At 61.4% G+C, this 26,151-nt stretch carries 13 protein-coding genes and 1 pseudogene; all 14 read right to left on the bottom strand.

Annotated elements, in window-relative coordinates:
• Positions 1-15: 15 nt before the first annotated feature.
• The 14 genes and pseudogenes from AB9N64_RS18495 to AB9N64_RS18430 all read right to left on the bottom strand — a co-directional run bounded on the left by AB9N64_RS18495 (position 16) and on the right by AB9N64_RS18430 (position 25,960).
• On the bottom strand, positions 16-639 hold the full coding sequence (locus AB9N64_RS18495; protein WP_014716394.1) for a hypothetical protein: 624 nt from the start codon (positions 637-639) through the stop codon (positions 16-18).
• Positions 639-9,680: a filamentous hemagglutinin N-terminal domain-containing protein gene (locus AB9N64_RS18490; protein ID WP_371359593.1), complete on the bottom strand. Its 9,042-nt coding sequence runs from the start codon at positions 9,678-9,680 to the stop codon at positions 639-641. Before AB9N64_RS18490 ends, AB9N64_RS18495 begins: the two co-directional genes overlap by 1 nt.
• Before the next feature lie 30 nt (positions 9,681-9,710).
• A complete protein-coding gene (locus AB9N64_RS18485) occupies positions 9,711-11,432 on the bottom strand; it encodes a ShlB/FhaC/HecB family hemolysin secretion/activation protein (RefSeq protein WP_288856057.1) in 1,722 nt (573 codons plus the stop codon).
• Between the two features lie 492 nt (positions 11,433-11,924).
• Positions 11,925-12,401 (bottom strand): poly-beta-1,6-N-acetyl-D-glucosamine biosynthesis protein PgaD, encoded by a 477-nt coding sequence (gene pgaD / locus AB9N64_RS18480; RefSeq protein WP_198833842.1) that lies wholly within the window; start codon positions 12,399-12,401, stop codon positions 11,925-11,927.
• Positions 12,402-12,403: 2 nt separating this feature from the next.
• On the bottom strand, positions 12,404-13,744 hold the full coding sequence (gene pgaC / locus AB9N64_RS18475) for a poly-beta-1,6-N-acetyl-D-glucosamine synthase (RefSeq protein WP_014716391.1): 1,341 nt from the start codon (positions 13,742-13,744) through the stop codon (positions 12,404-12,406).
• Between the two features lie 2 nt (positions 13,745-13,746).
• Complete coding sequence (pgaB, locus tag AB9N64_RS18470) at positions 13,747-15,744, bottom strand: poly-beta-1,6-N-acetyl-D-glucosamine N-deacetylase PgaB (RefSeq protein WP_014716390.1); 1,998 nt, start codon at positions 15,742-15,744, stop codon at positions 13,747-13,749.
• Between the two features lie 12 nt (positions 15,745-15,756).
• Positions 15,757-18,237, bottom strand: coding sequence for a poly-beta-1,6 N-acetyl-D-glucosamine export porin PgaA (gene pgaA / locus AB9N64_RS18465; protein ID WP_019819552.1), 2,481 nt, complete (start codon positions 18,235-18,237; stop codon positions 15,757-15,759).
• Positions 18,238-18,574: 337 nt separating this feature from the next.
• A complete protein-coding gene (locus AB9N64_RS18460; protein WP_371359592.1) occupies positions 18,575-20,071 on the bottom strand; it encodes a YdgA family protein in 1,497 nt (498 codons plus the stop codon).
• Between the two features lie 147 nt (positions 20,072-20,218).
• Positions 20,219-20,852: pseudogene (locus AB9N64_RS18455) on the bottom strand (NADH:ubiquinone oxidoreductase subunit N).
• 81 nt (positions 20,853-20,933) lie between these two features.
• Entirely contained in the window at positions 20,934-22,376 is a 1,443-nt protein-coding gene (locus AB9N64_RS18450) for an efflux transporter outer membrane subunit (RefSeq protein ID WP_038448403.1), read from the bottom strand.
• Positions 22,373-23,263, bottom strand: a complete 891-nt coding sequence (locus AB9N64_RS18445; RefSeq protein ID WP_014716386.1) for an efflux RND transporter periplasmic adaptor subunit — start codon at positions 23,261-23,263, stop codon at positions 22,373-22,375. Before AB9N64_RS18445 ends, AB9N64_RS18450 begins: the two co-directional genes overlap by 4 nt.
• A complete protein-coding gene (locus AB9N64_RS18440; RefSeq protein ID WP_003187469.1) occupies positions 23,260-23,469 on the bottom strand; it encodes a DUF1656 domain-containing protein in 210 nt (69 codons plus the stop codon). The genes AB9N64_RS18445 and AB9N64_RS18440 overlap by 4 nt, the downstream gene beginning before the upstream one ends.
• Positions 23,466-25,544: an FUSC family protein gene (locus AB9N64_RS18435; protein WP_014716385.1), complete on the bottom strand. Its 2,079-nt coding sequence runs from the start codon at positions 25,542-25,544 to the stop codon at positions 23,466-23,468. The genes AB9N64_RS18440 and AB9N64_RS18435 overlap by 4 nt, the downstream gene beginning before the upstream one ends.
• Positions 25,541-25,960 (bottom strand): MarR family winged helix-turn-helix transcriptional regulator, encoded by a 420-nt coding sequence (locus AB9N64_RS18430; protein ID WP_003187465.1) that lies wholly within the window; start codon positions 25,958-25,960, stop codon positions 25,541-25,543. Before AB9N64_RS18430 ends, AB9N64_RS18435 begins: the two co-directional genes overlap by 4 nt.
• Positions 25,961-26,151 lie beyond the last annotated feature (191 nt).

Genomic DNA, 26,151 nt, shown 5'->3' with positions numbered 1-26,151 from the left:
ATTTCCCCCACTCTTTTATTTTCGACAAACAAAGAACTTATCTTCACTGAGATACCCAATACCGCCTAAGCGCCAAAATTCGAAATATGAACGAAAGTCAAAATCCAGATTTATTAAAGGCTGCCCCATATACCAAGCCAAATAATAATCAGCGGCAACTCCGTAAAGGGCCTCAAACAGTGCGTACTCTTGCTCTGTTTTTAGCAACCTGCAATCCCTGACCTGATCCCCCACCAGTTCAAGTATCCAGTTGCTGGGAACGTCTAATTTATCATAATCGTTAAATTGATCTTTACTTCCATACAACAGTTTTGCACGTTGGCATATCCCGTATAACTCGTCGTCTCCAAGAGACTTACAGAAACTTGCCTGAGCTTGCAACCAGAGTTTTGCCTTTTGCATCAATTCAAAGTCGCTAGATTCAATCGTCGGGCATAGATATAACTTATCTTCAAGCGTACCAGCTTGGATCACCTCATTCACGCGCGATACCAAACTGTCAGCTTGAGGAAAATAGCTTAACGCTTCAGTAATTTCAGTTAGAGAAGAATGTACTTTGAACAGAGCTAAAAAATGCGACTTATCAAAATAAGTTCTTCCCTCACAAAAAGCGCACCAGTCATTTAAAAGGGTAGGCATTAATTTCTTCCTCTTGGTAACTCCGGCAAAAGAGAAGGATCGATTTTCCATCGATCGCGCAATGCCGTTACGCCCTTATTAAATTCGTTTAGGGACTTACTGTTATCAATAACAGCTTTTAGCTCATTATGGAAAGCACCTGAAGCATTCCCACCGTGACCGCCTGGTACCCCATCAATAGGGTTGACCCATGTCAATTCGGATGTTTTTGTTCTGAAACGCTGAATTTCACTCATCGGCACCCCCCATTGTTTGAATTCAGGAGCGCGACAAACCATACACCACTCATGCAAACCTCCTGGCTGACGAATTCTCGCCTCAATTGCCTCTCGGGTAGCCCTGTTTTCCCAAAGCACGTCTAGCTCTGCTGGCGACAGGTCGTCAAACCAACGTGTGAAAGCGCCGTTACGAACGCTAGGCACTTTGCCGTCAGGCACAAGCTCTTGAAACGTCCGGTCAGTGTGGCTTTCGCTTACAGGCGATCCGGCAGAAGGCACCTCATGAATCGAACAGCTTCCCGCATTACAGGTATAACAAGGCCCAATGTTATGTACCCAGGTACTTAGCTTGCCAACATAGAACGTATGTCCAATATCCACCGTCAGGTTGTACGTTTTACCCTGCGACTGCAGCAGCTTTATTGATACAACGGAGATCGAAGCCTCTTGAGTCGCCCCATCCCCCAACGACTGCAGTTGATCACCCGGCTTGAGCTCTATAAGTGGCACAAAGCCTTTGCGCTTAGGCACGTAGAACGGATGACCCGGCGTCACTTGCAGAGTCTCAGTGATACCTTGACCGGCACTGCCGTTCTTCACAAGCGTCAGCTGATAGATCGGTTGATCCGTGCGAATGTGGGTTGCTGAGACCTTCGACGCGAACGGCTCACCGCCTTCTTCAGGTTTAGTCCAGACGACGTCGCCCACCCTGAGCGCGTCAATGGCTCGTTCACCATCAGGGGTGGCGACCATAGTCCCGGCTGCAAAACAGCATGGGCTATAGCCTGCTAATTTGGCCTGTGCTTGGTTGGCAAACTGTTCAGTCCCCTTACCCGCCGCCGCATCCAAGCCTTTACCAGCGGCTGACTCAATGCCCTTTCCGGCAACAGTTTCTGCAGCCTTGCCAGCGATAGCCTCCGTACCTTTAACCGCTAATGCGTCGCGCGCGGCCAACTCTTTGATTGCGCTTAACAATGCTCCCTTGCCTACTCCACCTATGGGCATAAGCTCAGCAAGCAGCTTGAGATCAATATCTGAATTAATGCCACCACTTGCCAAAACACGTAGCCGGTCTATTTGCTCTGCTTGGGAGGCGGCGTCAGAACTGAGCGCGGCGATCTCAGGGAGTTTCGTGATAGCCGTACGCTCTCCGTATTGCTCGGACCACGCATCAGGCACAACACCCATGCCACCAGGTTCGTTGTTGTAGGTTGTGTTACTTGAAGGATTGAACAGCAGCGAATCCTTGTACTGCTTTTCTGTGGACTTGAACGCAACGACCTGATCCCCGTTGGCAACAATGGGGCTGCCATCTCCCCAGGTCAGCAGGACTTTCTCGTTTTGCAGCTTGGTGATAACTCCCCGCGCAACAGTCAGGTCGTCACCTAATGCTTGCCCTTCAGGGTTAGAAGGACCGTAACCGGCCAGAATCCCTTGAAGCTCATTGTTGGTTTTCTGATCGACCTCGCCTCCGGCAACAAACGTTAGGAGCGCATCCCACTCAAAACCAGATCGGCTTTGACCTTTGGTGGCATCTAAACTCTTGGCCTCTTGGGCCAGTCGTTTCTCTTCTTGAACGTGCAACTTGCGGTTGTATGACTGTGCATTCCCAGCGATTTCCGAGCCCATGGCGACATCGCCATCAACACTCGCGGCAGCGAGCAATCCCACCAGTTTCGAAGCCGCATTGACCAGACGATCGTGTTCCGCTGGATCATTGCCACTGAGCAAAGGCGACTTATCCAACGCCACAATAAGGGCTTCGTTAGCACCCGCAGCCATCGCTCCCGTTTTAAAGTCGCCGCCCATTGCTTCTGAAAGCAAACCACCTACAACAGCATGCAGTGCAGTTTTGCTCAGGTCGCTGTCTTGAAGTTTGAAGGCATTACCAAAATCACCAACGCCGGTGAACGCGGTCGCCTGCATTACATCGAAAAGGCTGCCCTTCATTGCATCCTTGAAGCTGCCTTGTCCAAGAGCTTCAGAGAGCGTTCCGCGCACGGCACCGCCAGCCAATTGGATCGTTCCAAAACGGCCAATCGCTGCGGGGTCATTCCAATGGGGTACGACGCTTGGTCCACTTACCTTGTTAGTTACAGGGTCGCTCTGCGCGCCAAACCAATTGCCACTGGCGTAATTCACAAAGCCCGCAGAAGCGCCCGCGATCAGTGACTGCTTCAAGCTGTCGCTGCTGAAGGTTTCCTTGAATGCGGCCCCCAAGTTGCCTTTATTGTTTATGGTGCTGACGACGCCGGTACTGGCAAGCGAGGTCAACGAGGCAGTCGCGATGACGTTGCCCAACCCTGCTGCAGTTCCTGCGACTGCTGCGGTGGTCGACGTCGCAGCGGTAGCGGCTGTCGCGGCAGCCATAGTGGAGCCGGCCCCTACAGCGCTACCTGCCGAAGCAGCTAGCGCACTGGCCGCTCCCGCCGTCAACACGGTGACAACGATGATAATTGCCAGCATTGCGCCTTGGCCGAGGCTGGAGTGGCTGTATTTAAAGGAGTCGTGCAACTCCTTCACATGCCGCCAATCCACATCCCCACGCTTCTCGGCTTCTTTCAACCAAGCCAACTGTGGGTCTGCTTTGACCATCACATCAATCGTCTGGCTAACCGTGTTCTGATCAATCTGTTTAATGTCGATCTTCAGCCCGTTAACCGCCTTGATCGCCAACTCACCCTGTGCCTTCAACTCACTTTGGCGCAACGTCTCGTCGGTATTCCCCTTGCCCTTCGCGCTGGTCCACGCCAGGTCACTCTTGCTCTTCTCGTGGCTCTCCTGGTGCAGGTCTTTGACCGCCTCGAAGGTCACCGCGCCGCCACTGGTGATGGCCAGGTCCTTACCGCTCTCAAGCTTGGCCCGCTGATACAGCTGATCACCGCCACTGACCAGCGACAGATCACCACCAGTCTTGATCTCAGTCCCCACATTTGTAACGTGGGTCACCTCATCACGCTTGGTCTTCTTCGCGCCCCAGCCCCCCTTCTCCTTCATGTCGTAAAGGCTGTAGGTGCTGTTCTGCGCAGCCAACAAACTCAACTTATCCCCGCTATACAGATAAGCCTCATTCCCCGCACTGATCCTGCTCGCCACGATCGTGGTGTCACGCCCCGCCTGGCTGACAAAATCCCCACCCGCCGTCAGCACGCTCGCCACTTGAGTGGTCTGGTCGTCCGAGGTCTTGATGCGTTTTTTGCCGTCCTTTTCCTTGCCCTCAACGTTGTGCATGTCGCTGACCGAGGCGACGTTGAGGTCGCGGCCGGCGGCGATGTTGAGGTCTTTGCCGGCGGTGGCGGTGCTGCCGATGATGTTGACGTCTTGCCCGGCCTGCATGTTGAGGTTGCCGCCCGCCGTGACGCTGGCGGCGAGGTTTTTGACGTCGGTGGTGATGCTGGATTTCTCGCCGCCGTTGCGGGTCTCGTGTTTGACGCTGGTGTCGCTGGCGGCGATGAGGTTGAGGTCGCGGCCGGCGGTTAAGTTAGCGTCGTTGCCCGCTACCAGTGCGCCTCGGTTGGTGAGGTCGCGGCCGGCGTCGATGGCGAGGTTTTCGCGGGCGACGATGGTGCCGGCGCTGGTGTCGGTGAGGGTGCGCATGCCGGCGCCGTCACGTACCTGGATGGCGGTGGTTTCGTTGGTGATGTCGCCTTTGAGGGCCGTGAGGCTGACTTGTTTGCCGCGGATTTCGCCGGCCATGGCGTTGCGGATGCTGTCCTGGGCGAGCAGGTTGAGGTTGTTGCCGGCTTCGACCAGGCCGCCGGTGTAGATGCTGCCGCTGCTGATGGCGGAGAGGTTGTTGCTGGCGCGCAAGGTGCCGACGTTGATCAGGTCGCCGCCGGTGACCAGGTTGAGGTCGCGGCCCTGGATGAGGCTGTTGCCGCGCACGTTGCGCGAGTCGGCCTGGGCCAGGTACAGCACCGGTACGAGGACGGTCTGGCCGTCGATGACGCGGTTTTCCATCCACACGATGTCGTGGGTCAGTGCGCCGACTTGCTGGTCGGTGAGGGCCACGCCCAGGCTCAGGCGCAGGGCGTCTTTGCTGGCGAGGCCGTTGTCCATCAGGTAGCGGAACTGGTCGGCGTCGCTGTACAGGCCGCCGGCGAGGAAGCGTTGGCCGGCTTGCGCGAGGACGGCGTCGCGGATCAGGCGGGTTTCGTACTGGCCGTCACCGAGGCGGCGCCAGGCGTTGTCGGCGGTGAAGCCGAGTTTGCCGAGCATGTAGTCGGAGCTGAAGAAGCCCGACACCGAGGTGAACTCGGGGTTGGTCTCGATCAGGTAGTGGCTGGTAGGGTCGGCGTTTTTGACGAACAGGCCGTACTCGCCCTTGGGCAGTTGGAAGGTGGGCGAGGTGGTGGGGTCGACCGGGGCGAAGGCGGTGCCGGTGTAGTCCACCGGTACGAAGCCGCCACCGGGGGCCACGCCCACGACGGGCAATACGCTGCCCGGCGCCTGGGCGCTCGGGTCGTTGACGTGTTTGCTCAGGTTGATATTGATGCCGCCGACGGGGATGCCGGTCTGGTCGTCGCCGAGGGTGCCGGTCAACTGCGCCAGGGTGTTGTTGTGCAGCGTACCGTTTTGCAGGGTGCGGGCGACGTTGAGGTTGACCGTGCCGCCCGCTTGCAGGGTGGCGTCGTAGCCGGGGCCGCTGTTGTTGGTCCAGGTGGTGACGTCACTTGCGTAGGCGAACGGCAGGCTATTGGGTGAGCGGCTTTTGAGTTCTTCGAAGCGCGCCTTGTCGAAATTCCCAGCCGCCGTGGCCGCATTGAACGCGGGCACGTCGACGTATTGCATGCGTTCAAACAAATCGTCGGAGACGTGACCTGGCGTGCCGATGACAAGCTTGCGCTGGCCCGTGCGCGTGGCGGCGCCCTGGTTGAGCAGGTCACCGGCGGTGATGCTCAGGTCGCCATTGGCGGCCATCAGGCTGTAGCGGTTCTGCACCGTGTCGCCTTGCAGCAGCATGTTTTTGCCCGCCACCAGGCGCGCCGCTACCGAGTCCTTGGTCGCCGCCTCAAGGTACGTCTCGTAGATGGTGATCTCGCCACGTTCCCAGTTGTCGCTCTCGCCGCAGTGCTGGCCACAGATCCAACTCAAACTGCCGGTGGTCAGCGTTTGCCCGAGTTCGAATTCATCTTTGGCGTTTTCGATAAAGCCCGCATTGATGCCGATCGAGCCTTCGCTTTCAACGGTACCGGAGCGGTTGCTGAACAGCACGGCACGCCCGCCATCGCGAGCGGCGAAGCTCAGGTTGCCTTTGCTGTAGACATCGCCATAGCTGTTGCTGAAGCCATTGCTGCGCAAGGTCATGTCGCCGCCGCTGAACAGCAGCGTGTTGGCGGCATTGGTGATGCTGTTGACTGCGGTGAGGTTCACTGCACCCTGGGCACCGAGGGTGCCACGGTTGTTGATTTGCGCGGCGGCGATGTCCAGTTGCTGGCGGGCGGTGAGGAAACCGAGGTTGTCCAGGGTGCCGCCCAGGGTCAGGCGCGCATTGGTGGCTGCCAGGCGGCCGCCGTTCTGGCTGAGGTTGTTGGCGGCGACGGTGAGTGTTTGCAGGGCCGAGACGCGGCCGCTATTGCTCATATCGCCGGTGGTGATGCTGATGTCGCCGTCGCTGAGCAGTTCGCCGCCGTTGTCCAGGCTGGCCACGTTGAGGATCAAGCCCTTGGCGCTGGCCATGCGGTCGCCGGCCTTGAGGGCCAGCCCTTGGTCGCTCTTGTAGGTGAGCACGTCGTTGAGTTGCACGCGGCCCAGGCCGTCGACTTTACCGAATGCCCAGTCGGCGCTGCCCATGCCCTGGATATTGCCTTGGCTGCCTGCGAGGCTGGCGGTGTTGAGGTGGAACAGGCCGGTGCCGGCGTGTTGCAGCATGCCGTTCTGGTTGTTGAGGCTGGCGGCGTCAAGGCTGAAGGCCTGGCTGCCGAATTCGAGGGTGCCGTTCTGGTTGTTCAACGCACCGCTGAGGTTGAGTTTGCTGCTGGCGCCGCCCAGGGCCCGCAGTTGCCCGCTGGCGCTGTTGTCCAGGTTGCCGCCGGTGAGGGTCAGGCCCTGGTTGGCTTCGATCAGGCCGCCCTGGTTGCTGAGGGTGTCGCGTGAGGTCAGGTTGATCTGATTGCCGCTGACCTGGCCGCCCGCGCTGTTGTCGAGGGTGGCGCCGCTGACGGTCACTTGTTCTTTGCCGAACAGTTTGCCGCCACGGTTGGCCAGGGCTTCTACGGTCAGTTGCAGGTTGCCGACCAGGCTTGCCATCAGGCCGCCGCTGGCGTTGTCGACGCTGTTGGCGGTGACGGTCAGGCTGTCGCCCTGCACGGTACCGCCCTGGTTATCCAGGCGGGTGGTGTTCAGTTCGGTGAGCGCGCCGCCGCTGAGGATCAGGCCCTTGCGGTTGCTCACATCCTGGCCGCTGTAGCTCAGGCCTTCGGCGCCGGCCAACAGTTGGCCGTTGTCGTTGTTCAGGTGCTGAGCGGCGATGTCCAGGCGCTTGCCGCGCAGGGTGCCGCCGTCGTTATTGAGGGTGGTGAGTTGCTTGACCAGCACGCTGCGCTCGCCCGCGTCGATCTGGCCGCCGACGTTGGTGAGCAGGTCGCTGACCTTGAGCACCACGTCGCCGCCATCGCTGATCAGCGCGCCTTTTTTGCTGTTGGTGAAGGTCTGCGCGGTGACGTCGACGGTCTGGCCCAGCAGGATGCCGGCGCTGTTGTCCAAGCGCTCGCCTTGCAGTTGCAGCAGGCCCTCGCTCTGGATGCGGCCCTGGGCGTTGAGCAACTGGCCCGGGCCTTTGAGCAGCAGGCTTACGCCCTGGGCGCCACCGGCCAGCAGGCCGGCGTTGCGGTTGTCGAGGCCCGAGGCACGCACGTCGAGGTGGTCGCCCAACACGCGCCCGGCGCGGTTGTCGATGTCGCCGCCGGCCACGTCGAGCAGCAGTTGCTTGCCGACGATCGTGCCGCCCTGGTTATCCAGGTTGGCGGCGTGCAGTTCGATATCGCCCTGCCCGGCCTGCAAGCGGCCCTGGGCGTTGTTGAGCTGTTGTGCGGCGGTGAGGGTGAGCTTGCCGGTGTCGGCGCTCAGTACGCCGCCTGCGTTGCTGCTGAGGGTGCCGGCCGTAACGTTCAGATCGGTGCTGGCCTGGGCGAAACCCTGATTGTTGTTGAAGGTGTTGGAAACGGCGAGGTTGAGCGCGCCGCCGTCGGCCTGGATCAGGCCCTTGAGGCTGTTGTCGAGGTTGCTGGCAGTGACGGTCGCGGTCCTGGCCACCAGTACGCCGTTCTGGTTGTTCAGGCTGCCGGCGTTGACGGTCAGGTCGTTGGCGATAACTTGCCCGCCGCTGTTGTTCAATTCGGCACTGGTGAGCGCCAGGCTGCCGCCGGCCATTTCTATACGGCCCTGGCGGTTGTCCAGCGATGCGCTGTTGAGCGTGGCGGCCTGGCCTTCGCCGAAGCGGATCAGGCCGCCGAGGTTGACGATGGCCGGCGAGTTGATCGCCAGGCTCTGCTCACCGAACAGGCGCGCAGTGGCACCCTGGTTAGTGAGTTTGGCGCTGCTGACCTCGACGGCCTTGGCCTGGATGATCGCGCCCTGGTTGGTCAGCGCCTGCGCGGCGGTGATCGCCAGTGCACGGCTGGCCAGCAGGTTGCCGCTGGTGGTGACGGTTTGCGCGTTCACCACCAGATCGCCGGTGGTGTTGCGGCTGTTATCGGCGGCGACGCCGGCTTCGATGATGCCGGGGTTGTTCACGCTGGCCGCGTTGATCTCGATGCGCTGGCCGGCGGCGATGCTCTTGCGGTTGACCAGCGCCTGGGCGCTGGTGACCTGCACGTTGCCGTTGGCGTAGACCTTGTCGGTGAGGTCGACGTTTTGCGCGGTGACTTTGACGTTACCGGTGGTCACCGTTTGCGCCATGCTCAGGCGCCCGTTGGCGTCGAGCTGAATATCGCCACCACTGGCCGCCAGGGTGCCGTCGAGCTTCACGCCCACACCGGCCTCGGTGCCCACCAGTTTGATCGCGCCGGCATACATGCCGCCCAGGGCCGAGGAGTCGATTGCCAACTCGGGTTTGGCGCTGCCGTCATCGGCACGGGCGGTGGTTTTCAGGCTTTGCGCATCGACGTCGTTGCGCCCGGCGATCACGTTGAGTTCGCGGGCGTTGATTTGTGCGTTGATCTTGGCCGAGCGGGTGATGATGTCGAAACGTTCGACGTTGCTGGCGTTCAAGCCTTCGCCGTCGATGGTCACGGCGCCGCCATCCACTTCATAGCGCTGCAATTGGCCGCTGGCGTCGAGCACCGGTTTGCCGGTGGTGAGGGTGACGTTGGGGGTGTTGATAAAGCCGCAACCGCTGCACGTCACGCCGTACGGGTTGGCGACAATGACCTTGGCCGACTGCCCCGCCACTTCGGTGTAGCCGCGCAACTGGCTGGGGCTGCCGCCGTTGACTTCGTTGAGGATGACGTTCGCCGCGCCGCCCTTGAGGTTGGGGTTACCGACAATGATCCCGCCCAGTTGGGTGTTGACCATGGCGCTGTTGCCGTTGTTGAGGATCACGCCGTTGGGGCCGACGTTGTAGTCCTTGAACTGGTTATGGGAAAGGCCCGCGCCATTGGGGGTGGCGATGTTGACCACCGGCACGCCATTGCCCGCCGCGCCCACGGTGGTGCCCGGCGCACTGACCACTATGCCTTCGGCCTGGGCCAGCAGCGGCTGCCAGAACAGTGCGTTGGCAAGGATCAACGCCAGCCCGCGCTTGGGCAGGCCGAAGAACGCGTCCCGGCGCTTCAGGGCGGCAGAAGGTTGGCGGGCCAGGAAGGCGAATTGGCGAACATCCATTGTCAGGCTCTCATGCAGCGGGGCGTTGAATTACAGGAAGAAATCCATGCGGAAATAGATCGGCGCTTCGCGCTCGGTCACCACACCAGGTCTTTCTAACGAATGGGCAAAGGTCACGCTGGTGCTGACGTGTTTGCCACGGGCGAACAGCTCCAGGGAGTTGCTGGACACCCGGCCATGAACGTTGTCGTTGTAGCGGTCGTTGCGGATCACGCCCTGGTCGTAACCAACGCTGGCGCCGTATTCGAAGAAGGCCGGGCGCATCCAGTCGAGGGTCACCGGGCGTGCCCAGCGCACTTCGTTGCGCCAGTAGCCGCCGCTGTCGCCGGTCAGCAATTGGTCCTTGAAACCGCGCACCGAGGCCGAGCCGCCGAGGCTCATGCGTTGCGGCGAAAACAGCGGGTCTTCGCTGCGCTGCCCGGTGGCCAGGCTGCTGAAGCTGAACGACTCGCCCCACAGGCTGAAGGGTTGCAGGTAGCTGACCGTGGCGGTGTATTTGCGGTAGCGCGAGTTCGGTTGGCGACGGCCTGCTAGGTCACGCTCGTCTTGGGCCTGGGCGTCGAGCAGGCCGATGCCGCTTTGCATGCCCAGGTCCAGGTTGACGAAGGCACTGCCGATGCGCCGCCCGTGGTTGACGCCCAGTTGCAGTTCGCTGAGGCGGTTGCTGCTGGGCGCGGTGCGCACGTCGAGGATGTAGTTGTTGGTGCGCAGGTGCGCCAGGCCGACGTTGACCGAGGTCTTGCTGACGTCATCGCGGTGGATCACACGCTCGGCGCGCAGTTGGTGGTTCTGGTTGTCGCCGTCCTGCTTGTATTTGAAGCCGTCGGTGACGCCGTAGGTGCGGTAGTCGCTTTCGCTGTAGGTGTAGCTGAAGTTCCACCAGCCCCAGGGCACGTTGTAGTAGAGCATGGTGTTTTTCGAGGTTTTCTGGTGGTCGCTGATGGCGTCGTGGCCGCCGCGCAGCATCAGTTGGTCACCCAGGCCGAGTGGGCTGTCCCACTCAAGGCCAGCGCCCCATTGCTGTTCGCCAGTGCTTTTCTGCCCGTCGTTGTTGCGCGACAGGCTGGCGCGCCAGGGCTTTTGCGCGGTGTTCTTGACCACCACGTCGCTGCCGCCGATTTGCTTGCCGGGGGTGAGTTCCATCTGCGCCTGTTTGGACGGCAGGCGGTTGAGCTGGTCCACCAGTTGCTCGATTTCACGCAGGTTAAGTGCTTCGCCGACTTTGCCGGGAAAGGCCATGGCCAGTTCGCGGTCGGTCACCGTGCTGCCTTCGGCGCTGCGCAGGGCTTCGAGCTTGCCTTCCACCACCAGCACTTGCAGATGGCCGGTGGAGAGGTCTTGCTGCGGCAGGTAGGCACGGCTGGTGACGCGGCCTTTGCCGAGATAGTAGTCGGTGATGGTTTTGAGCAGGTCGTTCAGCTGGGACACGCCCAGGCACTGGCCGATGTAGGGCTTGAGCAAGCGCTCGCGGTCGGGCGCCGGCAGGCTGTCGGCGCCTTTGAGTTCGATGGTTTTGATCGGGAAGCAACGGGTGTCAGCCGGGGTTGCCGGGGCTTGGGGCTTGTCCGCTTTGCCGGGCAGGTCCTGAAGCTCCTGGAGGCGCCGCTGCTGCTCTTCGAGCAGGCGGTTCTGCCGGTCGCGGATCAAGTCCTGATCGCCAGGCGTGGGGGCGGCGGATGCACTGTTCAGGCCCATGCAACTGAGCAGGAAGGTGCAGAGCAATAACCGGGTCCATGGCAATAACGAAGACATGTTCGATCCATCGAAAATCAAGGGCCGCGAAACTAACATCGAACTTCCAGCTCGCCTAGAAACGGGCGAAGTGGGGCCGCTCGACTGATTAGTTTTCTAACCTGTTGATTATTAATAATAATTTTTCATCAAAAGAGTTTAAGTCGGGCACCTACGGTGATTATTCCGACAAGCGGCAACTGTTTTGATGGCGATTCGACGAATGACTTTCCGACTGCCATTATTTAGCCATCAGGTGTTCGTCGAGTTAGGTTAGTACCGGAGAAGGGGGAAAAGTTCGCGGGGGTTTTGTGAATTGGATCCCATTTATCGGAATTCCAACAAGAGGAGTGAACCACTGCAACCCATGGGTGGAAATACTACCTGTGGGAGCGGGCTTGCCCGCGAAGGCGGTGTGTCAGTCACTGCAACTGTTACTGCACTATCGCTTTCGCAGGCGAGCCAGCTCCCACATTGGGTCTTCATTGCTTTGGGCATTGCGTTCGCTTAGGTCTAGCCAATGCCCTTGTCTTTGTCGGGTACCAGGGTCAGGCCGGGGCGTTCGACGTCGCGGGAGACATGGGATTTCACTTCTTCGACGCCGCCTTCTTCATCGTTGTGAATCACCAGCACGCCGGGGCGGCGCAGTTGTTCCAGGTCGCCCTCGCCCAGGTTGAAACTTTCACTCAGGTGCTTGTCGCTCAGGGCGTTGGCTTCGGCGCGGCGCTGGGCGAATTTGCGCCCGCGATGCTGCTGATAACGTGCCCAGCTGATCAGGATCACCGCATTGAACAGCGCGATCCACAGGTAGACCTGCAAAGTGTTGAGCGCCGCAAAGATCGGCGCCTCGATGCGTGGGCCACCGTGGGTTTCAAGCATGGCGCTGATGCCTCGCGCCAGCAACCAGATCAACCCACCCCAGGCCAGCAGGGTCAGCAGCACATCGACGATCCACATCAGTGTGTTTTGGCGAGTTCTGACCAGTTTCATGATCACGCCTCCTCTTGTGCAGGTTTGATACCGCGGTCCGGGCTGACCCAGCGTGCGCGTTTCTGATGCTGGTTGAACAACACCTTGGGAAAGCTGACCAGCGTGGTGAGCAGGCTGACCAGCCAGAACACCATCGGGTACCACACGGTCCAGAACAGGGTTTTCCACAGGTCTTTTTCGTAGCGCCGGTCGATCAGGATGCTCACCGCAAACTGCAGCAGGCACACCATCGCCAGCACCAGGCCGGTGAACGCGGGCGGCACCAAAGAGCTCACGGTGATCGCCGCCGGTAGCGTGACGAATTTACCCACGGCCCAGAAGATCACCGACAGCAGGAAGGTGAAGGCCCAACCGGTGGACAGGCAGTACTCGAACAGCAGCGGCCACAGGTAGCGGTGGCGCCATTGCCAGATGCCACGGATGTTCTTGAACAGCACTTCGGCGCCGCCCTGGGCCCAGCGCAGGCGTTGTTTCCACAGGCCGCCGACGGTTTCGGGCATGAGGATCCAGCACAGCGCGCGCGGCTCGTAGAAGATCGCCCAGTGATCGAGTTGCAGCTTCCAACTGACATCGATGTCCTCGGTGATCATGTCGGTGCTCCAGTAGTCGATGCGGTCCAGGGCTTTCTTGCGGAACGCCACCACCACACCAGAGACCGTGAAGATCCGGCCGAATACCCGCTGGGTACGCTTGATCAAACCGATGATCGAGGAGAACTCGCCCACCTGCACTCGGCCGATCAGGGTCGAGCGGGTACGAATGCGCGGGTTGCCGGTGACGGCGCCCAGGCGCGGGTTGTCGAGCATCGGCGCGACCATGTAGGCGGCCGCGTTTTTGTCGAGCAAGGCATCGCCGTCGATGCACACCAGGTATTCGCTGCGGGCGGCCACGGCGCCCATGCGCAGGGCCACGGCTTTGCCCTGGTTCTGCGCTAGGTGCAGCACGCGCAGGCGCGGGTGTTGCAACGCAAGGGCATCGAGTACTGCGGCGGTGTTGTCGCTGGAGCCATCGTTGACCGCGATCACTTCGATGTTCGGGTACACCTGGCCGAGGGCCGCATCAATGGTGTCGGCGACGTTATCGCCCTCGTTGTAGCAAGGGATGATGATCGAGATCAGCGGCTCGCCGGCCAGGGTCGGCGCCGGCGTGTCTTCTTCCCACGGCCAGTGGCGTTCCCAGTGCAGCCAGAAATACAGGCCACCGGCGATCCACAGCGCCGACATGAACAGCGGGTAGAAGAACACGAAGTCCATCAGGAACTGCCCGGTCACCAGGAATATCAGGCCCAGGGGCAAGCCCAGTACCAGTGCCAACACGAATAGAGCCAGGATTCTGTCAACCATGATCAAGGGTTCCATTGGTTGGAGAGGGCCGGACGGATGGTCTTCAAGTCCGGGGAGTTTTCCAGGAAGTTGTCCGGGTAGTAGCCGAAACTGGTGACGCCCTGGCGTTTGAGTACACCCATCCACTCTGCCAATTGCTCAGCGCTGATATCCGGTGCGGCTTGGGTGCGCCAGTCTTTGGCTTGCAATTCGAAGATGGTTTTTTGCATCGCGCCGGGACGCGTCTTGACCGTGGCGATGAGTTTTTCCAGCCAGGCGTTGGAGGTTTTCACTTCCTGGCCTTCCATCAACGGCATGGCCATCGGCGCGGTCCAGTCGTAGGCCTGGAGGAAGTCATCGAGGTTCTGCGCGAACCAGGTTTCGCTGCCAGGGTTGAGCATGGGCTCGGCGAAGATATTGCGCGCCGTCAGCACCTGCGGGCCACGGATGGCGCGGACCTTGGCGGTCAGCTCATGGGTGAAGTCGATCAGGTAACGGCTTTTGAAACGGGTCCAGCGCTGCATCACGGCAGGGTCGGCACGCAGGGCCGCGATGCTGTCCGGCAAACCTTGGGCCGCGTAGGCCTTGAGCGCTGCGGGGCTGGCGTCTTCGAAGTCGTTGAACACCGCATCATCGTGGTAGAGGATGCCGTCAATCGGCCCTACACGCGCCAGGTCTTGGTAGATCTCACCGATGACCTGCCGCACCTTGGGATCAAATGGCGACAGGCGTTTGTATTGATCCGGGTCGGGGCCGACCTGGCCGGTTTTCGGGTCCCAGCGGGTGACACGCGGCAGCTTGGGGTCGAGGGCAAAACTCAGCACCGGCATCCAGGCGTACACACTGGCATGGGCGCGGGTGTGCAATTGCCAGGCAACCCGGTTGAACAGGTCGGCACGCATCGGCAGATGGCGGTTGGGGAAGTACAGCGAATGCACCAGGCCGTCGCCCTTGGGGTCGGCAAAGGCTTGCAGGAAGACGGTGCCGGCGCCCATGTCCACCACGCGCTGAACCAGCACGTCGAGGTTGCGCGCCTGTTGGGCCGGGTCGGGGTCGTACACGTTGTCCAGGTCTACGTGCAGCACGCGCATCGGCGCTTTGGTCTGCACGGCCACCATGCTGTTGGCAAAGTGTTCACCGTCCGGGTCGGAGGCCACCAGAAAGCGCGGGCTGTTCATCAGGTTGCCGAGGTCGTCGAGCCCGTCTTCCAGGGTCAGCGCCATCTCATAGCCGTGCTCGCCGACCACCGCCAGCGAGGTGCCATCGGCCGCCCCATACGGCCACACCCATACACGCGGCGCCTTGCCGGTGACGGTTCGGATTTTGTTCGAAATCGCGGCAACGTCAGCCCGCATACGCGCCTGGAACTGCGCTTCGCTTTCATAGCCGTTGGTTTTGGGGTCAAAACTTCGCGTGGTGGCGGCCGGTTCCAGGTTGCCCTGGGGGTTGGCCAGAATGCCCTTGTGATTGGCGTCGGTGTGGGCGGCGATTTCCACCAGGCCAGACTGGGACACTTCACGAATCTGCTGCCACGTCAGGAATTCCCCGCGTGGCCGTGGTGTACCGGCAAAATCCACCGGTTGGTTCAACGGCGTGTCGATCCAGGAGCCCACCGGGGCCAACAGAGCCGGCCAGTGATAAGCACGCAGAATCGGCATCACGCGGGTGTAGAAGCTGGAATAACCGTCATCGAAGCTGAGCATCACCGCCTTGGGTGGCAATGCCGGGCCGCCGCGCCGGGCCGCCAGGATCTGATCGACGCTGACCGCCTGGTAGCCATTCTCCCGCAGCCACGCCAGCTGCTCGATCAAACGCTCGGTGCGCACCGCCACCACGGCTTGATCGGGGTCGCGATCCTCTACGTCGTGATAGGCAATGCCCAGGAAGTGGTTCTTCGGCCACGGCGCTTCGTTGGGCGCTATCGGCCGTTCGGCGGGTGGAGTGTAGGGCGCGGGTTGTTGGGCGCAGGCGGCGGCCAGCATTACACCCAGGACCAACAAGCAACGGCTGAGGACGGTCATGGTCAGGCTCTTTTAGAAACGGTAAGTGAGGTCGACGAGCAGGCGCAGATCGCGTTCGCGATCACCGTCATAAGGTCGGCTGATCAGGCTGAGGTTGGCGCCCATTTCCAGTACGTCGTTCCAGCGATAGCGTTGGCCGTAGCCAATCAGGCCGATACCGCCGGTGGAGTAGTCACGCTGGCTGTAGGTACCCGCGCCGATTTGGAACTGCTGACTCCACTGGGTTTCGTAGCGGTGATAGAGCACGTGATTGACGTTGATCATGGGCAACACCGTGAAGTCCGACTTCGGGTTGAAGTACACGGTGTCTTCCTTGCTGTTGCGGCTGGCGCCCACTTCCAGGCCCAGGTCCACTTGCACATGGGGCGAGCTGTATAGGCCTTCGCGGCCGGTGAGCAAGGCTTCGAAGCGATCGTTGCCGTCGCTGAAATGGGACGGGCTGAGGGTCAGTTTCCACTCGCGGCTTTCGTTGGCGCGCCAGCGGATAAAACCGCTGCCGCCGTTGGCTGTGACGCCGTCATTCAGGGCCCGCAACGGCGTGGTGCTGAGCAAATAGCCGAGGCTGCCGCCGTATTGCCAGTGGTCGTTGATGTCGCGGGCAATCGACACGCTGGCGCCTTGCTTGGAACCGTCGCCATAGGAATGGTTGGACACTTCGGCTTCGATGGTCATGTCACGGGTGCGACGCTCCACGCCCACGCGCTGCCAGCGATGTTGGCCAGTGCCTTCCTGGAAGTCGGCGGTGGCATAGCCGGCACCAGCGAACAGGCGCCAGTCTTCGTCGATGGGCGGCGTGTAGATCACGCTTTCAATGCCCCAGTCTCGGCTGCCGGAGACGGCACCGGCGTCGTTGTTATTGCCGCCACCGTAGCTTTTGCCGGTGTAGGCTTCGACACGCAGCTCGGCCATGTCGTGCACATCGCGCAGGCGGCTCAGGCGCTGCACCTGACGGTTGTCCGGGTTGCGGGCGAGCACGTCGTCGGTGAGCGCGTCCATCTGCCGCCATTCTTGCAAGTCCATGGCGGTATAGGCTTGGGAGACTTCCAGGCCGATGTCGCGGGGGGCCTGGGTTTCGGTTTCCTTGAGCGTGCCTTCGGCGCGGCGCGGCCAGTCGCGGGCGCGGTACATGTCGGCCTGGGCCAGGCGCAGACCCACGTTGCCCGGTGCCTTGGCCACCAGCGCTTCCAGGCTGGCCTCGCTACCGGGCAGGTCACCGCCATAGGTACCGGCCTGGGCGGATAATTGTTGGGCGTCCATCCAGTTGTCATTGGGGTTACCAATGGGCAAGCCCTTGAGCTCAACGCGGGGGTTTTGCTCCTTGGCCAGGTTGTTGGCGACCTGGCGGGCCTCTTCGACCTTGTCGCTTTCCAACAAGGCGTAGAACAGCGCCGTGCTGTCATCGACCCGATAGCTGGCGTCTGTGTCAGGGGCGGTGAGTACCTGGCGGTACAACGGCTCGGCCTTTTCCGGCTGGCGCTGTTCCAGGTAAGAGCCGGCGACCCAACGCAAGGCGTAGGTGGGCAGTTGCACGCCTTCGCTAGTGAGGGTTTGGTAATCGCGGATCACCTCGGCATGCCGCGCTCGCGCCTTGAGCGCACCCAGGCGGTCGATGCGCCAGCGGATGACATCGTCCTTGGCTGTGGCGTCGGGAGCCCAGCGGCTGATCAGTTTGTCGTAGTCCTGCAGGGCACGGTCTGCGATGACGTAGCGTTCTTTTTCTGTACGCGTGGCGAACTCGGCCATGCGCACACGCTCGGCGGCAAGGTCGCCTTCGAGGCGGCGCTGGGTGACGGCGTCCACCAACCCCGGGCGCTTGGCCGAGAGGCGCAGTGCTGGCTCCGGCAGCCGAGCCTTTTGCAGGGCAACGATGTATTCACGGGCCACTTCGGGCTTGTCACCGGCGCGGATAAAGGCTTGGTCGAATTCGAATAGCGCGTCGTAGTTCAAACCGGCACGTGTCAGCGCATACCCCAGGGCCATGCGGCGGTTGGGGTCATTGGGTTGGGCCGCCACCAGCGTGCGCAGGCGTTGCACCGCCTCGTTGGCTTTGCCGCCATCGGCCTGGGTGAGGGCCTGGCCCAGTTGCAGGTCGACGTTATGGGGTTCACGCAGCAACGCCTGGCGATAGACCGCTTCGGCCTGAGCCCACTGCTTTTGATTGCGATAAGTGCGCGCCACCGTGGCGAGTGCCTGGGTGGTGAGGTTGCGATGCTTGCCTTGCGCCTCGTACACCTTAAGCACTTCTGCGTCTTGCCCGGCCCAGCCGGCGATCACCAGGTGGTCGCTGACCTGGCCTGGGGTCTGGCGTTCGGCGGAGAGTTGGCGCAGTTGGGTCAGCGCCGGCGTGAAGTGGCCGTTGCGGGCCTGGATGATAAGGGCGTCGTAGGCTGGGTCGGCAAACGCAAGGCCTGGAACCAGCAACTGGCTGCACAGGGCGGCCCCGATAAGCAGACGCAACCGGCCTGAGGCACTGTAGGGATGGTTTCGCAGCATATCGTGAGCTTCCTTACACACGGAAAGCCTTAACGATAGGTGATCCTGAGCGAAACGCATCAGGGTGTCGGCGTCTCGGGACCCGACCTAGCTTTCCTGTAGGAACTATCTCTTAGCGAAGTAGGGGGAAGTGCAATTCAGAACAATTGTTCAGAATTGTGCGAGCGCGATTTTTTGCCCTCACACAAAACGAATGTGGGAGCCGGGTTTGTGTGGGAGCCGGGCTTGCCCGCGATGCAGGCACCGCGGTCGTTCAGCCAGACCGGGGCGATGCTATCGCAGGCAAGCCAGCTCCCATACAAGCCAGCTCCCACATTTTTTACTGCATTTTCAGCGCTTACTGGGCGCCGCTGACCGCACCGGCCTTGGACATCACAAAGCTGAGGAACTGCTCAACGGTCATTTTCTGGCCGTTGAAAGTCACTTCGTTATTGGCGTAGTGCAGCTTGGAAACCACATCGGTGCCCACCAGGGTTGCCATTTGGGTGCCGACGGCCATGCCGCTGACCATCTCGGCCGCCATCTGCGATTGCTGCTCGATGGCTTTGGGGTCAGTCACGCCGCCGACCTGGGCTTGCAGGGCGGCCACGTCGCTGATCATCGGCTTGGACAGGGTCAGGTTGGCATCGAGCAGCGCAATCATCTGCTTGCCCAGCTCAACCGGCGGCAGCTCCATGGACGCTGGCTTGGCCAGGTCGACCACCAGGTTGAACTTGCTTTCGCCGTGGGTGGTTTTCAGCGACAGGTTTTCCACCGCCAGTTGCGGCTTGGCAGCCAATACCTGGTTGACGTTGGCTTCGGCCAGGGCCTGCTCGGCTTCGGTCAATTGCAGTTCCGGTACCGGTTGGCCGGCAGCGGCAGCGGCTTGCACCGGTTGCATTTTGTCCTGGTAGAGCTTGGTCAGCACCAGCATCGCCGGGATGTCGACGTTCTTCATGCTCACAGCCATGGCCGCCGAGCCGACCGGCTTGCCCTGGTAACCGATCTCGTCGATTTTGTAGTCGACGCGACCGGCCAGGTTGTTGTCCTTGGCTTGGGTGGAATCTTTCTGCTCGAAGCCCTTGAGGGTCAGCACGGCTTTCTGCGGGCCGAAGGTGACCTTGGTGTCGGTCAGCTCCACAGTGTTCTGGCCGGTGTAGAAGCCAAAGGTGGACTTTTCCAGGTTGCTGGCGACGGTCAGGCCAGCCAGTTCCGCTTCGAACGGTGCGCCATTGGCATCGATCGCCGCGACCTTGAGGCTGTTCATGAAGCCATCAGCCTTGACCTTCTGGCCTTCGGCGCTGCTGTCGAATTCCAGGTTGGCGCCGGAGAAGCTCACCGAGGAGGTGTCATCCTTGAATTCCAGCGGCAGCAATTCGATGTTGCCGCTGACCGAACGGCTGTAGCCGATATTCGCCACGCCTTTGAGCGGCGACACGTCTTTGCTGGCGGCGAACCATTTTTCGGTGGTGGGGTTCTTTTCCAGTTCGTAGTGACTGGTGGCCATGACCGGCAACCACTTGAGGGTCACCAGGCGCGAGAACGGCAGCGGGCCGTGTTCGATATGGTCGACGAACAGCAATTCGGGGTTCGGGTTGTCTTCGCCGAACACACTGCCTTGGCCCTTGAGGCGATAGTGCGCGGTGCTGCTGAACACGCCACGGTCCAGGGACACCAGCTCCAGGGTCACGCTGCCATCGACGCCGGCCATGGAGGTCTGCAGTTCTTTATTGGCGCTCTGGATAGCGGTTTGCAGGACCGGCTCCAGTTGTTTACCGGTGTACCAGGCACCGCCCGCACTGACGGCGCCGACGGCGACAACAAAACCCAAGAAAACAACGGCTGGCTTATTCATGAAGTGACCTGATCAAATCCTGTGAGAAGTGGGCTGTCTTCCTTGAACCCCTGAGGGGATTGGCTCAAGCCCGCCGAAAACGGGGGAAGATTAGCACTGGCGGGCGTAAACGGCCCAGCCTTTCAGAGGGATCAGTTCAGCAGGAGTTCAGGAGTACTCTTGTTCGACTTCATCCAGTTGGTGATCAAAACTCTTCAAGCGCGCGGTCCAGGTGTACACCAACACCTCGAACTCGCGGTGTATCACGGCGTTGCCGGGGGGTGTCGGCCTTGGGGTCGCAAAAATCCAGCTGGTAGCGCTCGCGGGCCATTTGCGTGGCCACGTCGGACAATTCCCGCGCGTTATCCAGCCAATGCCTACCGTCGGCAACCTGTCGGTCCAGCAGCACGCATTGTTTTTTCAGGACTTCGAGGCTTTTTTCCAGCGGCGTGCCGGTGAGGTCGCCCATGACTTCCTGGAACGTGCGCCCCGGCTGCCAGTAGCTGCCCCAGAAATAGCGGTCGAACACGGTTTCGACGCGGCGCAGGGCGACCTTGGTGTCCCAGATCGCCACGCGGGTCTTGCCCTGCTCGAGGAGTTTTTTCTTCACCCGCTGGTTTTGATACGACGCCCAGGCCACCACGCCAATGGACAAGGTGCCGATCACCAGGCAGGCGCTGTCGAGGAACACCATCGCCTTGTCGAGTTGATGGGCGAGCATGACGCCGTAAAAATACGCGGCCGATAACAAAACCAGTGCGAAGAGCACGCACCAGAAAGCGGGAGCATAAGGGTTTTTCATTCTTGGAATCCCCATGAGCAAACGCGAGCTTTGTCGGGTGAGGCGCCAGCGGGCCTCACCCAAGAAAGCATAGCAATCACCTCACGGTTTGCCGGGTTTTTGCCCTTGCGTTCGTCCGCTTTCCCAACCGCCGCCCAGGGCCAGGAACAGGTCGATCTGGCTCATGGCAACCTGGGTGTTGGCCGCCGCCAATTGCGCACGCATATCGGTGTAGGTGCGCGTGGCTTGGAGGTCGGCCAGGAAGGATTCGCGGCCGGCCTGGAAGAAGCGGTGGGTCTGGCCCGCCGCTTCTCGGGCCGACTGTTCGGCGCCGGCCAGGGCGTCGCGGCGTTGCAACACGGCGGTGTATTGGGCCAGGCCGGTCTGGGTTTCGCGGATGGCGTTGAGCACCACGCCGTCGAAGTGGGCCAGGGCTCCCTGGGTCGCGGCTTCGGCTTCATGCACGCGGGCGCGGGCGCCGTTGGTCGGTACAGTCCAGCTGATCATTGGGCCAAAGCCCCAGCGATTAGTGGCAGGCGTGCCAAGGTTTTCCAGCAAGCCGACGGTGCCGACCGTGGCGCCGATGCTGATGTCCGGGTACAACGCGCCGGTCGCCACACCGATGCGTGCGGTGGCGGCGGCCAGCTGGCGTTCGGCCTGGCGCACATCAGGGCGGCGCTTGAGCAGCGTGGCGCCATCGCCTACCGGCAGCAATTGAGCAATATGCGGCAGCTCAGCGCAGGTGCCCGTGCCGGCTGGCAGTTGGTCGACCGGTTTGGCCAGCAACATCGACAGCCGAAACAGCGCGGCCTGACGCGAGGCTTCATAGCGCGGTATGTCGGCGCGCAGGGATTTGTATTGGGTTTGCGAGCGAGTCACCTGGGTTTCGTCGCCTCGCCCGGCATCCCGCAGGCGCTGGGTCAGTTTGGTGCTCTGGGCTTGCAGGTCGAGGGACTCGTTGGCAATCGCCAGCTCTTCGTTGGCCGCGCACACCTGGGTATAGGAGCGCACCACATCGGCCACCAGGGTGATGCGGGCGATATCCGCCGCAGCCTGGGTGGCGTCGGCGCTGGCCTGGGCGCTTTCGATGCCACGCTGCAAGGTGCCGAACAGGTCGAATTGATAGGACGTGGTAATCCCGACGCTACCGATATTGCCCACCGGGACTTTGTCCGGCAGCAAGAAGGCCTCTCCAGACTCCTGCAAACGCTGGGCCTCGGCCTTGACGCCGGCACTCCAGCCGCCAGCGGATTCGGCCTGCTGCACCTGGTAACGCGAGCGCTGCAGATTGGCGGCGGCCACGCGCAGGTCGGTGTTGGAGGCCATGGCCTGGCGCACCAGTTCGTCCAGGCGCGGGTCTTTGTACAGCTTCCACCAATCCGCTGGCACTGGCGCCGAGACTACATTTTTGCCTTCGCCCATGATCGGCCCTTGGAGGTCGCCACGGTTGACCGCAGCCTGCTCCGGCAGTTTGTAATCCGGGCCTACTACTTGGCAGGCCGACAGCAACAACCCCAGGGAAGCGGTTGCCAGAAGCCGCTTCATGGTTTGCCCCCGTCTTTAACTTTGTCGTCAATGATCGACACCGTCGCCGTGCGCCCGGCGATCATGCGAAAGTCCGCCGGCACGTCATCGAAGGCAATGCGCACGGGGATCCGCTGGGCCAGGCGCACCCAACTGAACGCCGGGTTAACGTTGGGCAACAGATTGGAGCCGCTGCTGCGGTCGCGGTCTTCGATACCGGCGACGATACTCTGCACGTGGCCATGCAGGCGCGCGTTGTCGCCGATCACACGGATATCCACACCCATGCCTACGTGAATGCCGTCGAGCTTGGTCTCTTCGAAATAGCCGTCGATGTGGAAGGAATTGCTGTCCACCACCGATAGCACCGGGCGCCCGGCGGTGACGAACTCCTGGGTACGCGGTGCGCGGTCGTTGACGTAGCCGTCCACGGGGCTGCGAATCACCGAGCGGTCGAGGTTGAGTTGGGCGGAGTCGACTGTCACCTGGGCTTCGGCCAGGGCCGATTGGGCACGGGCGACGCGGGACTGGCTCTCTTCCAGTTGCTCGCTGGGCACCAGGTTGCCAAGGCCCCGGTTACGCTTGTACTCGCGCTGGGCCTGGGCCAGGGTTTCCTGGCGGTCGGCCACGGCGGCCTGGGCTTGGCGCAGGGCCAGCTTGAAGCGGTCCTGGTCGACGGCGAAGAGCACCTGGCCCTTGGTCACCAACTGGTTGTCGCGCACGTCCACGCGCTGGATCAGCCCGGACACGTCCGGGGCGATCTGCACGATGTCGGCACGGATGTGGCCGTCACGGGTCCAGGGCGCAAACATGTAGTACATGACCATGCGCCACACAACGACGACCGCGAAACTCACGATCAACAACGTCAGGACGACACGGCCGATAGTCAAAAAAGGTTTTTTCATGTCATCAAATATCGACTGAGTGAGTCCACCGCGCCCAGCAACAGCGCGTAGAGCCCCACATTGAACAATGCCCGGTGCCAGACCAGGCGATAGAAGTGCATGCGCGTCAACAGCCCGTGCACCACCAGAAACAACACATAAGTAATGCCCATCAGCACCAGCAGCGTGGGCAGGAATACCCCGCTGATATCCAGGTCACCGATCATAAAGGCGCTCCATCAGGTAACGGCGCTTGCATCTCTGTACCGCCAATGAACTCCACCCCGGGCAACAGCGCCAGGCGCAGGCCGGCCAAGGCGTGCAGCAGGTGCAGGCGGGTGTCGTCTTCGTCTTGCAGGCCCTGGCCGTTGAGGGCGCGACGCGTGCGGTCCAGGGTCATCAGCAGACCGCTGGGCGCGGGCAAGCGTTCACCCGCCTTCAGGCAGGCCTTGAAGTAACCGCCCACGCCTTCCACCACCTGGTTGAGCAACACCCGTGGCACACCGAGGATGCGCGGCGAGTAGGCCAGCAGATCGAGCAGGTTCAAAGCCACGCGCAAGTCGCGCAGGGCGATGCCAGTGTCCTGGCCGGTGAGCGCCAGGCGCGGCAGGTGTTGCATCAGGCGGTCGAGCATTTGTACGGCCATGTGCCGGTGCTCGGCCAGGGTGGCGGGCTCGGTGAGGCTGACGATGTCGCGCCAGCTGAAACGGGTGAGGCGCTTGGCCGCCAGTTCGGCGCCGAAGGGTCGGGCGATCAAGGTCCAAACGAACGCGAACAGCAGACCCACGGGCCCGGCCAGGTTGACGTTGGCGAAGTTGAGAAAGTCCGCGTCATAAGCGCCCTGGATGCTGATGAACGATGAGGTGTTCACCAGCGTCAGCAACATGCCCAGGTAAAACCGTGGCTGCACCGTGAGGGTACCGATGCAAATAAACGGCACGGCGAAGGCCAGCACCAGCATGGGGAAATCATGCAGGTTGGGCAGCACCAGAAACAGATACAGGCTGGCGAACAGCACCGACATGGCGGTCCAGAAAAAGAACCGATAGATCTGCGGTGCAGGGTCGTCCATCGAGGCGAAAAAGCTGCACGCCACAGCGGCAAGGATCACGGCGCTGCCGCCGTCGGTCCAGCCCAACAGAATCCACAATACCGAGGCGACGATGATTGCGGTGACGGTGGAAAACGCCGAGTAGAACATCAGCCCACGGTCGAGGAACGGCGTGAGCCGGCCCAGGCGCCAGTGCCGGTAAACGGCGCGCCAGGTGTCCTGACTTTCACATTGGATGGCGGCTTGCAGGCTGCGGCAGTCTTGCCACAAATCGACCCATTCGCCCAGGCGGTACAGGGCGTTGGAGAACAGCAAGGTGTGACGGTCATCCAGCGCTTCGCCTTGGGGTTGGGCGGCGTCGATCTTGTCACGCAATACGCGCCAGCGTTCCAGGGGCGCTTGTTCGGTAGTGCTTTGCAGCCAGGCGTTGGCCGCTTCCAATAACGGCGTGAGCTGGTCGAGAAACTCCGGCGCACGGTGCTCGATGGCGTACACCGCATCATCCAGAGCGTCGATCACTGGCAGCAGGTGAATCATGCGCCCGCGCAGTTCCTTGGTGTTGCGTACTGTCTGCGGGCGCGCGCCTTCGTGGGGCAGTTGGCCGATCATCAATTCGAGGGTATTGAAAGTGGCGACCATGCCGCCGCGCAGGTTGCTGACTTCTTCGGGGTCGACCTTGCGGCTGAGAAAGCGCTGGCTGTAGACCTGGGCGTCGCTGAACCACTTGGCCACCGAGCCATCGAACACCGGCATCAGGCGCCGGGGCCAGAACATCGCGCCCACCACCGCCGCGACCGCAATGCCGAGGAAGATTTCTTCGGTACGCGCCTCCGCCACATCCCAGACCGCCAAAGGGTTATCCACCACCGGCAGGGCAATCAGCGGCAAGGTGTAGCCGGCCAGCATCAGGGCATAGTTATTCGCGGTGCGCAGGTGCATGGACAAGAACAGCAAGGTGCCCGTCCACAGCGCAATTACCACCACCAGAATGTAGGGTGACTGCACGAACATCGGCACAAACAGCACCGCCGCCGCCGCACCCATCAAGGTGCCGATGGCGCGGTACAGGGCTTTGGAACTGGTTGGGCCGACAAACGGGCTGGAGACGATATACACCGTGGCCATCGCCCAGTACGGACGCGGCATTTGCATGAGCATGGCGATGTACAGCGCGATCATCGACGCGGCGAAGGTACGCACCCCGTAGAACCAATCGCGGGCAGGCGGGAAGCCGGTAAAAAATCCGTTCAAGACGACACAGCCTCAGCCGCTTCGAAGGCGCGCAGTACGCGCAGTGCGGCTTGCAGATCGTCAGGGGCGATATCTGCCAACACGTCTTTGCGCAGGCGCACCAGTTGCGCTTCCACCGCCTGCACCAACTCACGGCCACGCTCGGTAAGGCTCAGGGCCTTGGCGCGACGGTCGTGGATGTCTTCGGTGCGGCAGACGTAACCGTCACCGCACAGCCGGTCGAGCAGGCGCACCAGTGATGGGCTTTCCATACCGGAAGCCTGGGCTACTTTGACCTGGTGTACCCCGTCGCCCAAGCGGCCGATCATCAACAACGGCACGGCGCAGGCTTCGGAGATGCCATAGCTCACCAGCGTGGTCTGGCAGATTTTGCGCCAATTACGGGCGCCCACCACCATGCTGCTGCTGAGGCTCATCTGGAGTTGTTCGAGGGATTGAGGCACTGGATAGTTCGCATACAGTTAGTTTGCTAACTATCAATATGGTGGAGAAAGGGTTTGCCGTCAAGTTTTGAAACAATTTCGCAGATGAGTGGTGGGATGCGCGTTCGCCATGCGACAAACAAAATGTGGGAGCTGGCTTGCCTGCGAAAGCGGTGGTTCAGTTG

This window comes from Pseudomonas sp. KT_2_4 (assembly GCF_041410225.1).
Classification (GTDB): domain Bacteria; phylum Pseudomonadota; class Gammaproteobacteria; order Pseudomonadales; family Pseudomonadaceae; genus Aquipseudomonas; species Aquipseudomonas paracarnis.
This window is presented reverse-complemented; position numbering and strand designations above follow the sequence as displayed.

Excerpts from the sequence above, each read along its gene's own strand:
- AB9N64_RS18445 (WP_014716386.1), bottom strand. The coding sequence starts at position 23,263 with ATGAAAAAACCTTTTTTGACTATCGGCCGTGTCGTCCTGACGTTGTTG.
- AB9N64_RS18460 (WP_371359592.1), bottom strand. The coding sequence starts at position 20,071 with ATGAATAAGCCAGCCGTTGTTTTCTTGGGTTTTGTTGTCGCCGTCGGC.
- AB9N64_RS18450 (WP_038448403.1), bottom strand. The coding sequence starts at position 22,376 with ATGAAGCGGCTTCTGGCAACCGCTTCCCTGGGGTTGTTGCTGTCGGCC.
- pgaD (WP_198833842.1), bottom strand. The coding sequence starts at position 12,401 with ATGAAACTGGTCAGAACTCGCCAAAACACACTGATGTGGATCGTCGAT.
- AB9N64_RS18485 (WP_288856057.1), bottom strand. The coding sequence starts at position 11,432 with ATGTCTTCGTTATTGCCATGGACCCGGTTATTGCTCTGCACCTTCCTG.
- AB9N64_RS18495 (WP_014716394.1), bottom strand. The coding sequence starts at position 639 with ATGCCTACCCTTTTAAATGACTGGTGCGCTTTTTGTGAGGGAAGAACT.
- pgaC (WP_014716391.1), bottom strand. The coding sequence starts at position 13,744 with ATGGTTGACAGAATCCTGGCTCTATTCGTGTTGGCACTGGTACTGGGC.
- AB9N64_RS18490 (WP_371359593.1), bottom strand. The coding sequence starts at position 9,680 with ATGGATGTTCGCCAATTCGCCTTCCTGGCCCGCCAACCTTCTGCCGCC.
- AB9N64_RS18430 (WP_003187465.1), bottom strand. The coding sequence starts at position 25,960 with ATGAGCCTCAGCAGCAGCATGGTGGTGGGCGCCCGTAATTGGCGCAAA.
- AB9N64_RS18440 (WP_003187469.1), bottom strand. The coding sequence starts at position 23,469 with ATGATCGGTGACCTGGATATCAGCGGGGTATTCCTGCCCACGCTGCTG.
- pgaA (WP_019819552.1), bottom strand. The coding sequence starts at position 18,237 with ATGCTGCGAAACCATCCCTACAGTGCCTCAGGCCGGTTGCGTCTGCTT.
- pgaB (WP_014716390.1), bottom strand. The coding sequence starts at position 15,744 with ATGACCGTCCTCAGCCGTTGCTTGTTGGTCCTGGGTGTAATGCTGGCC.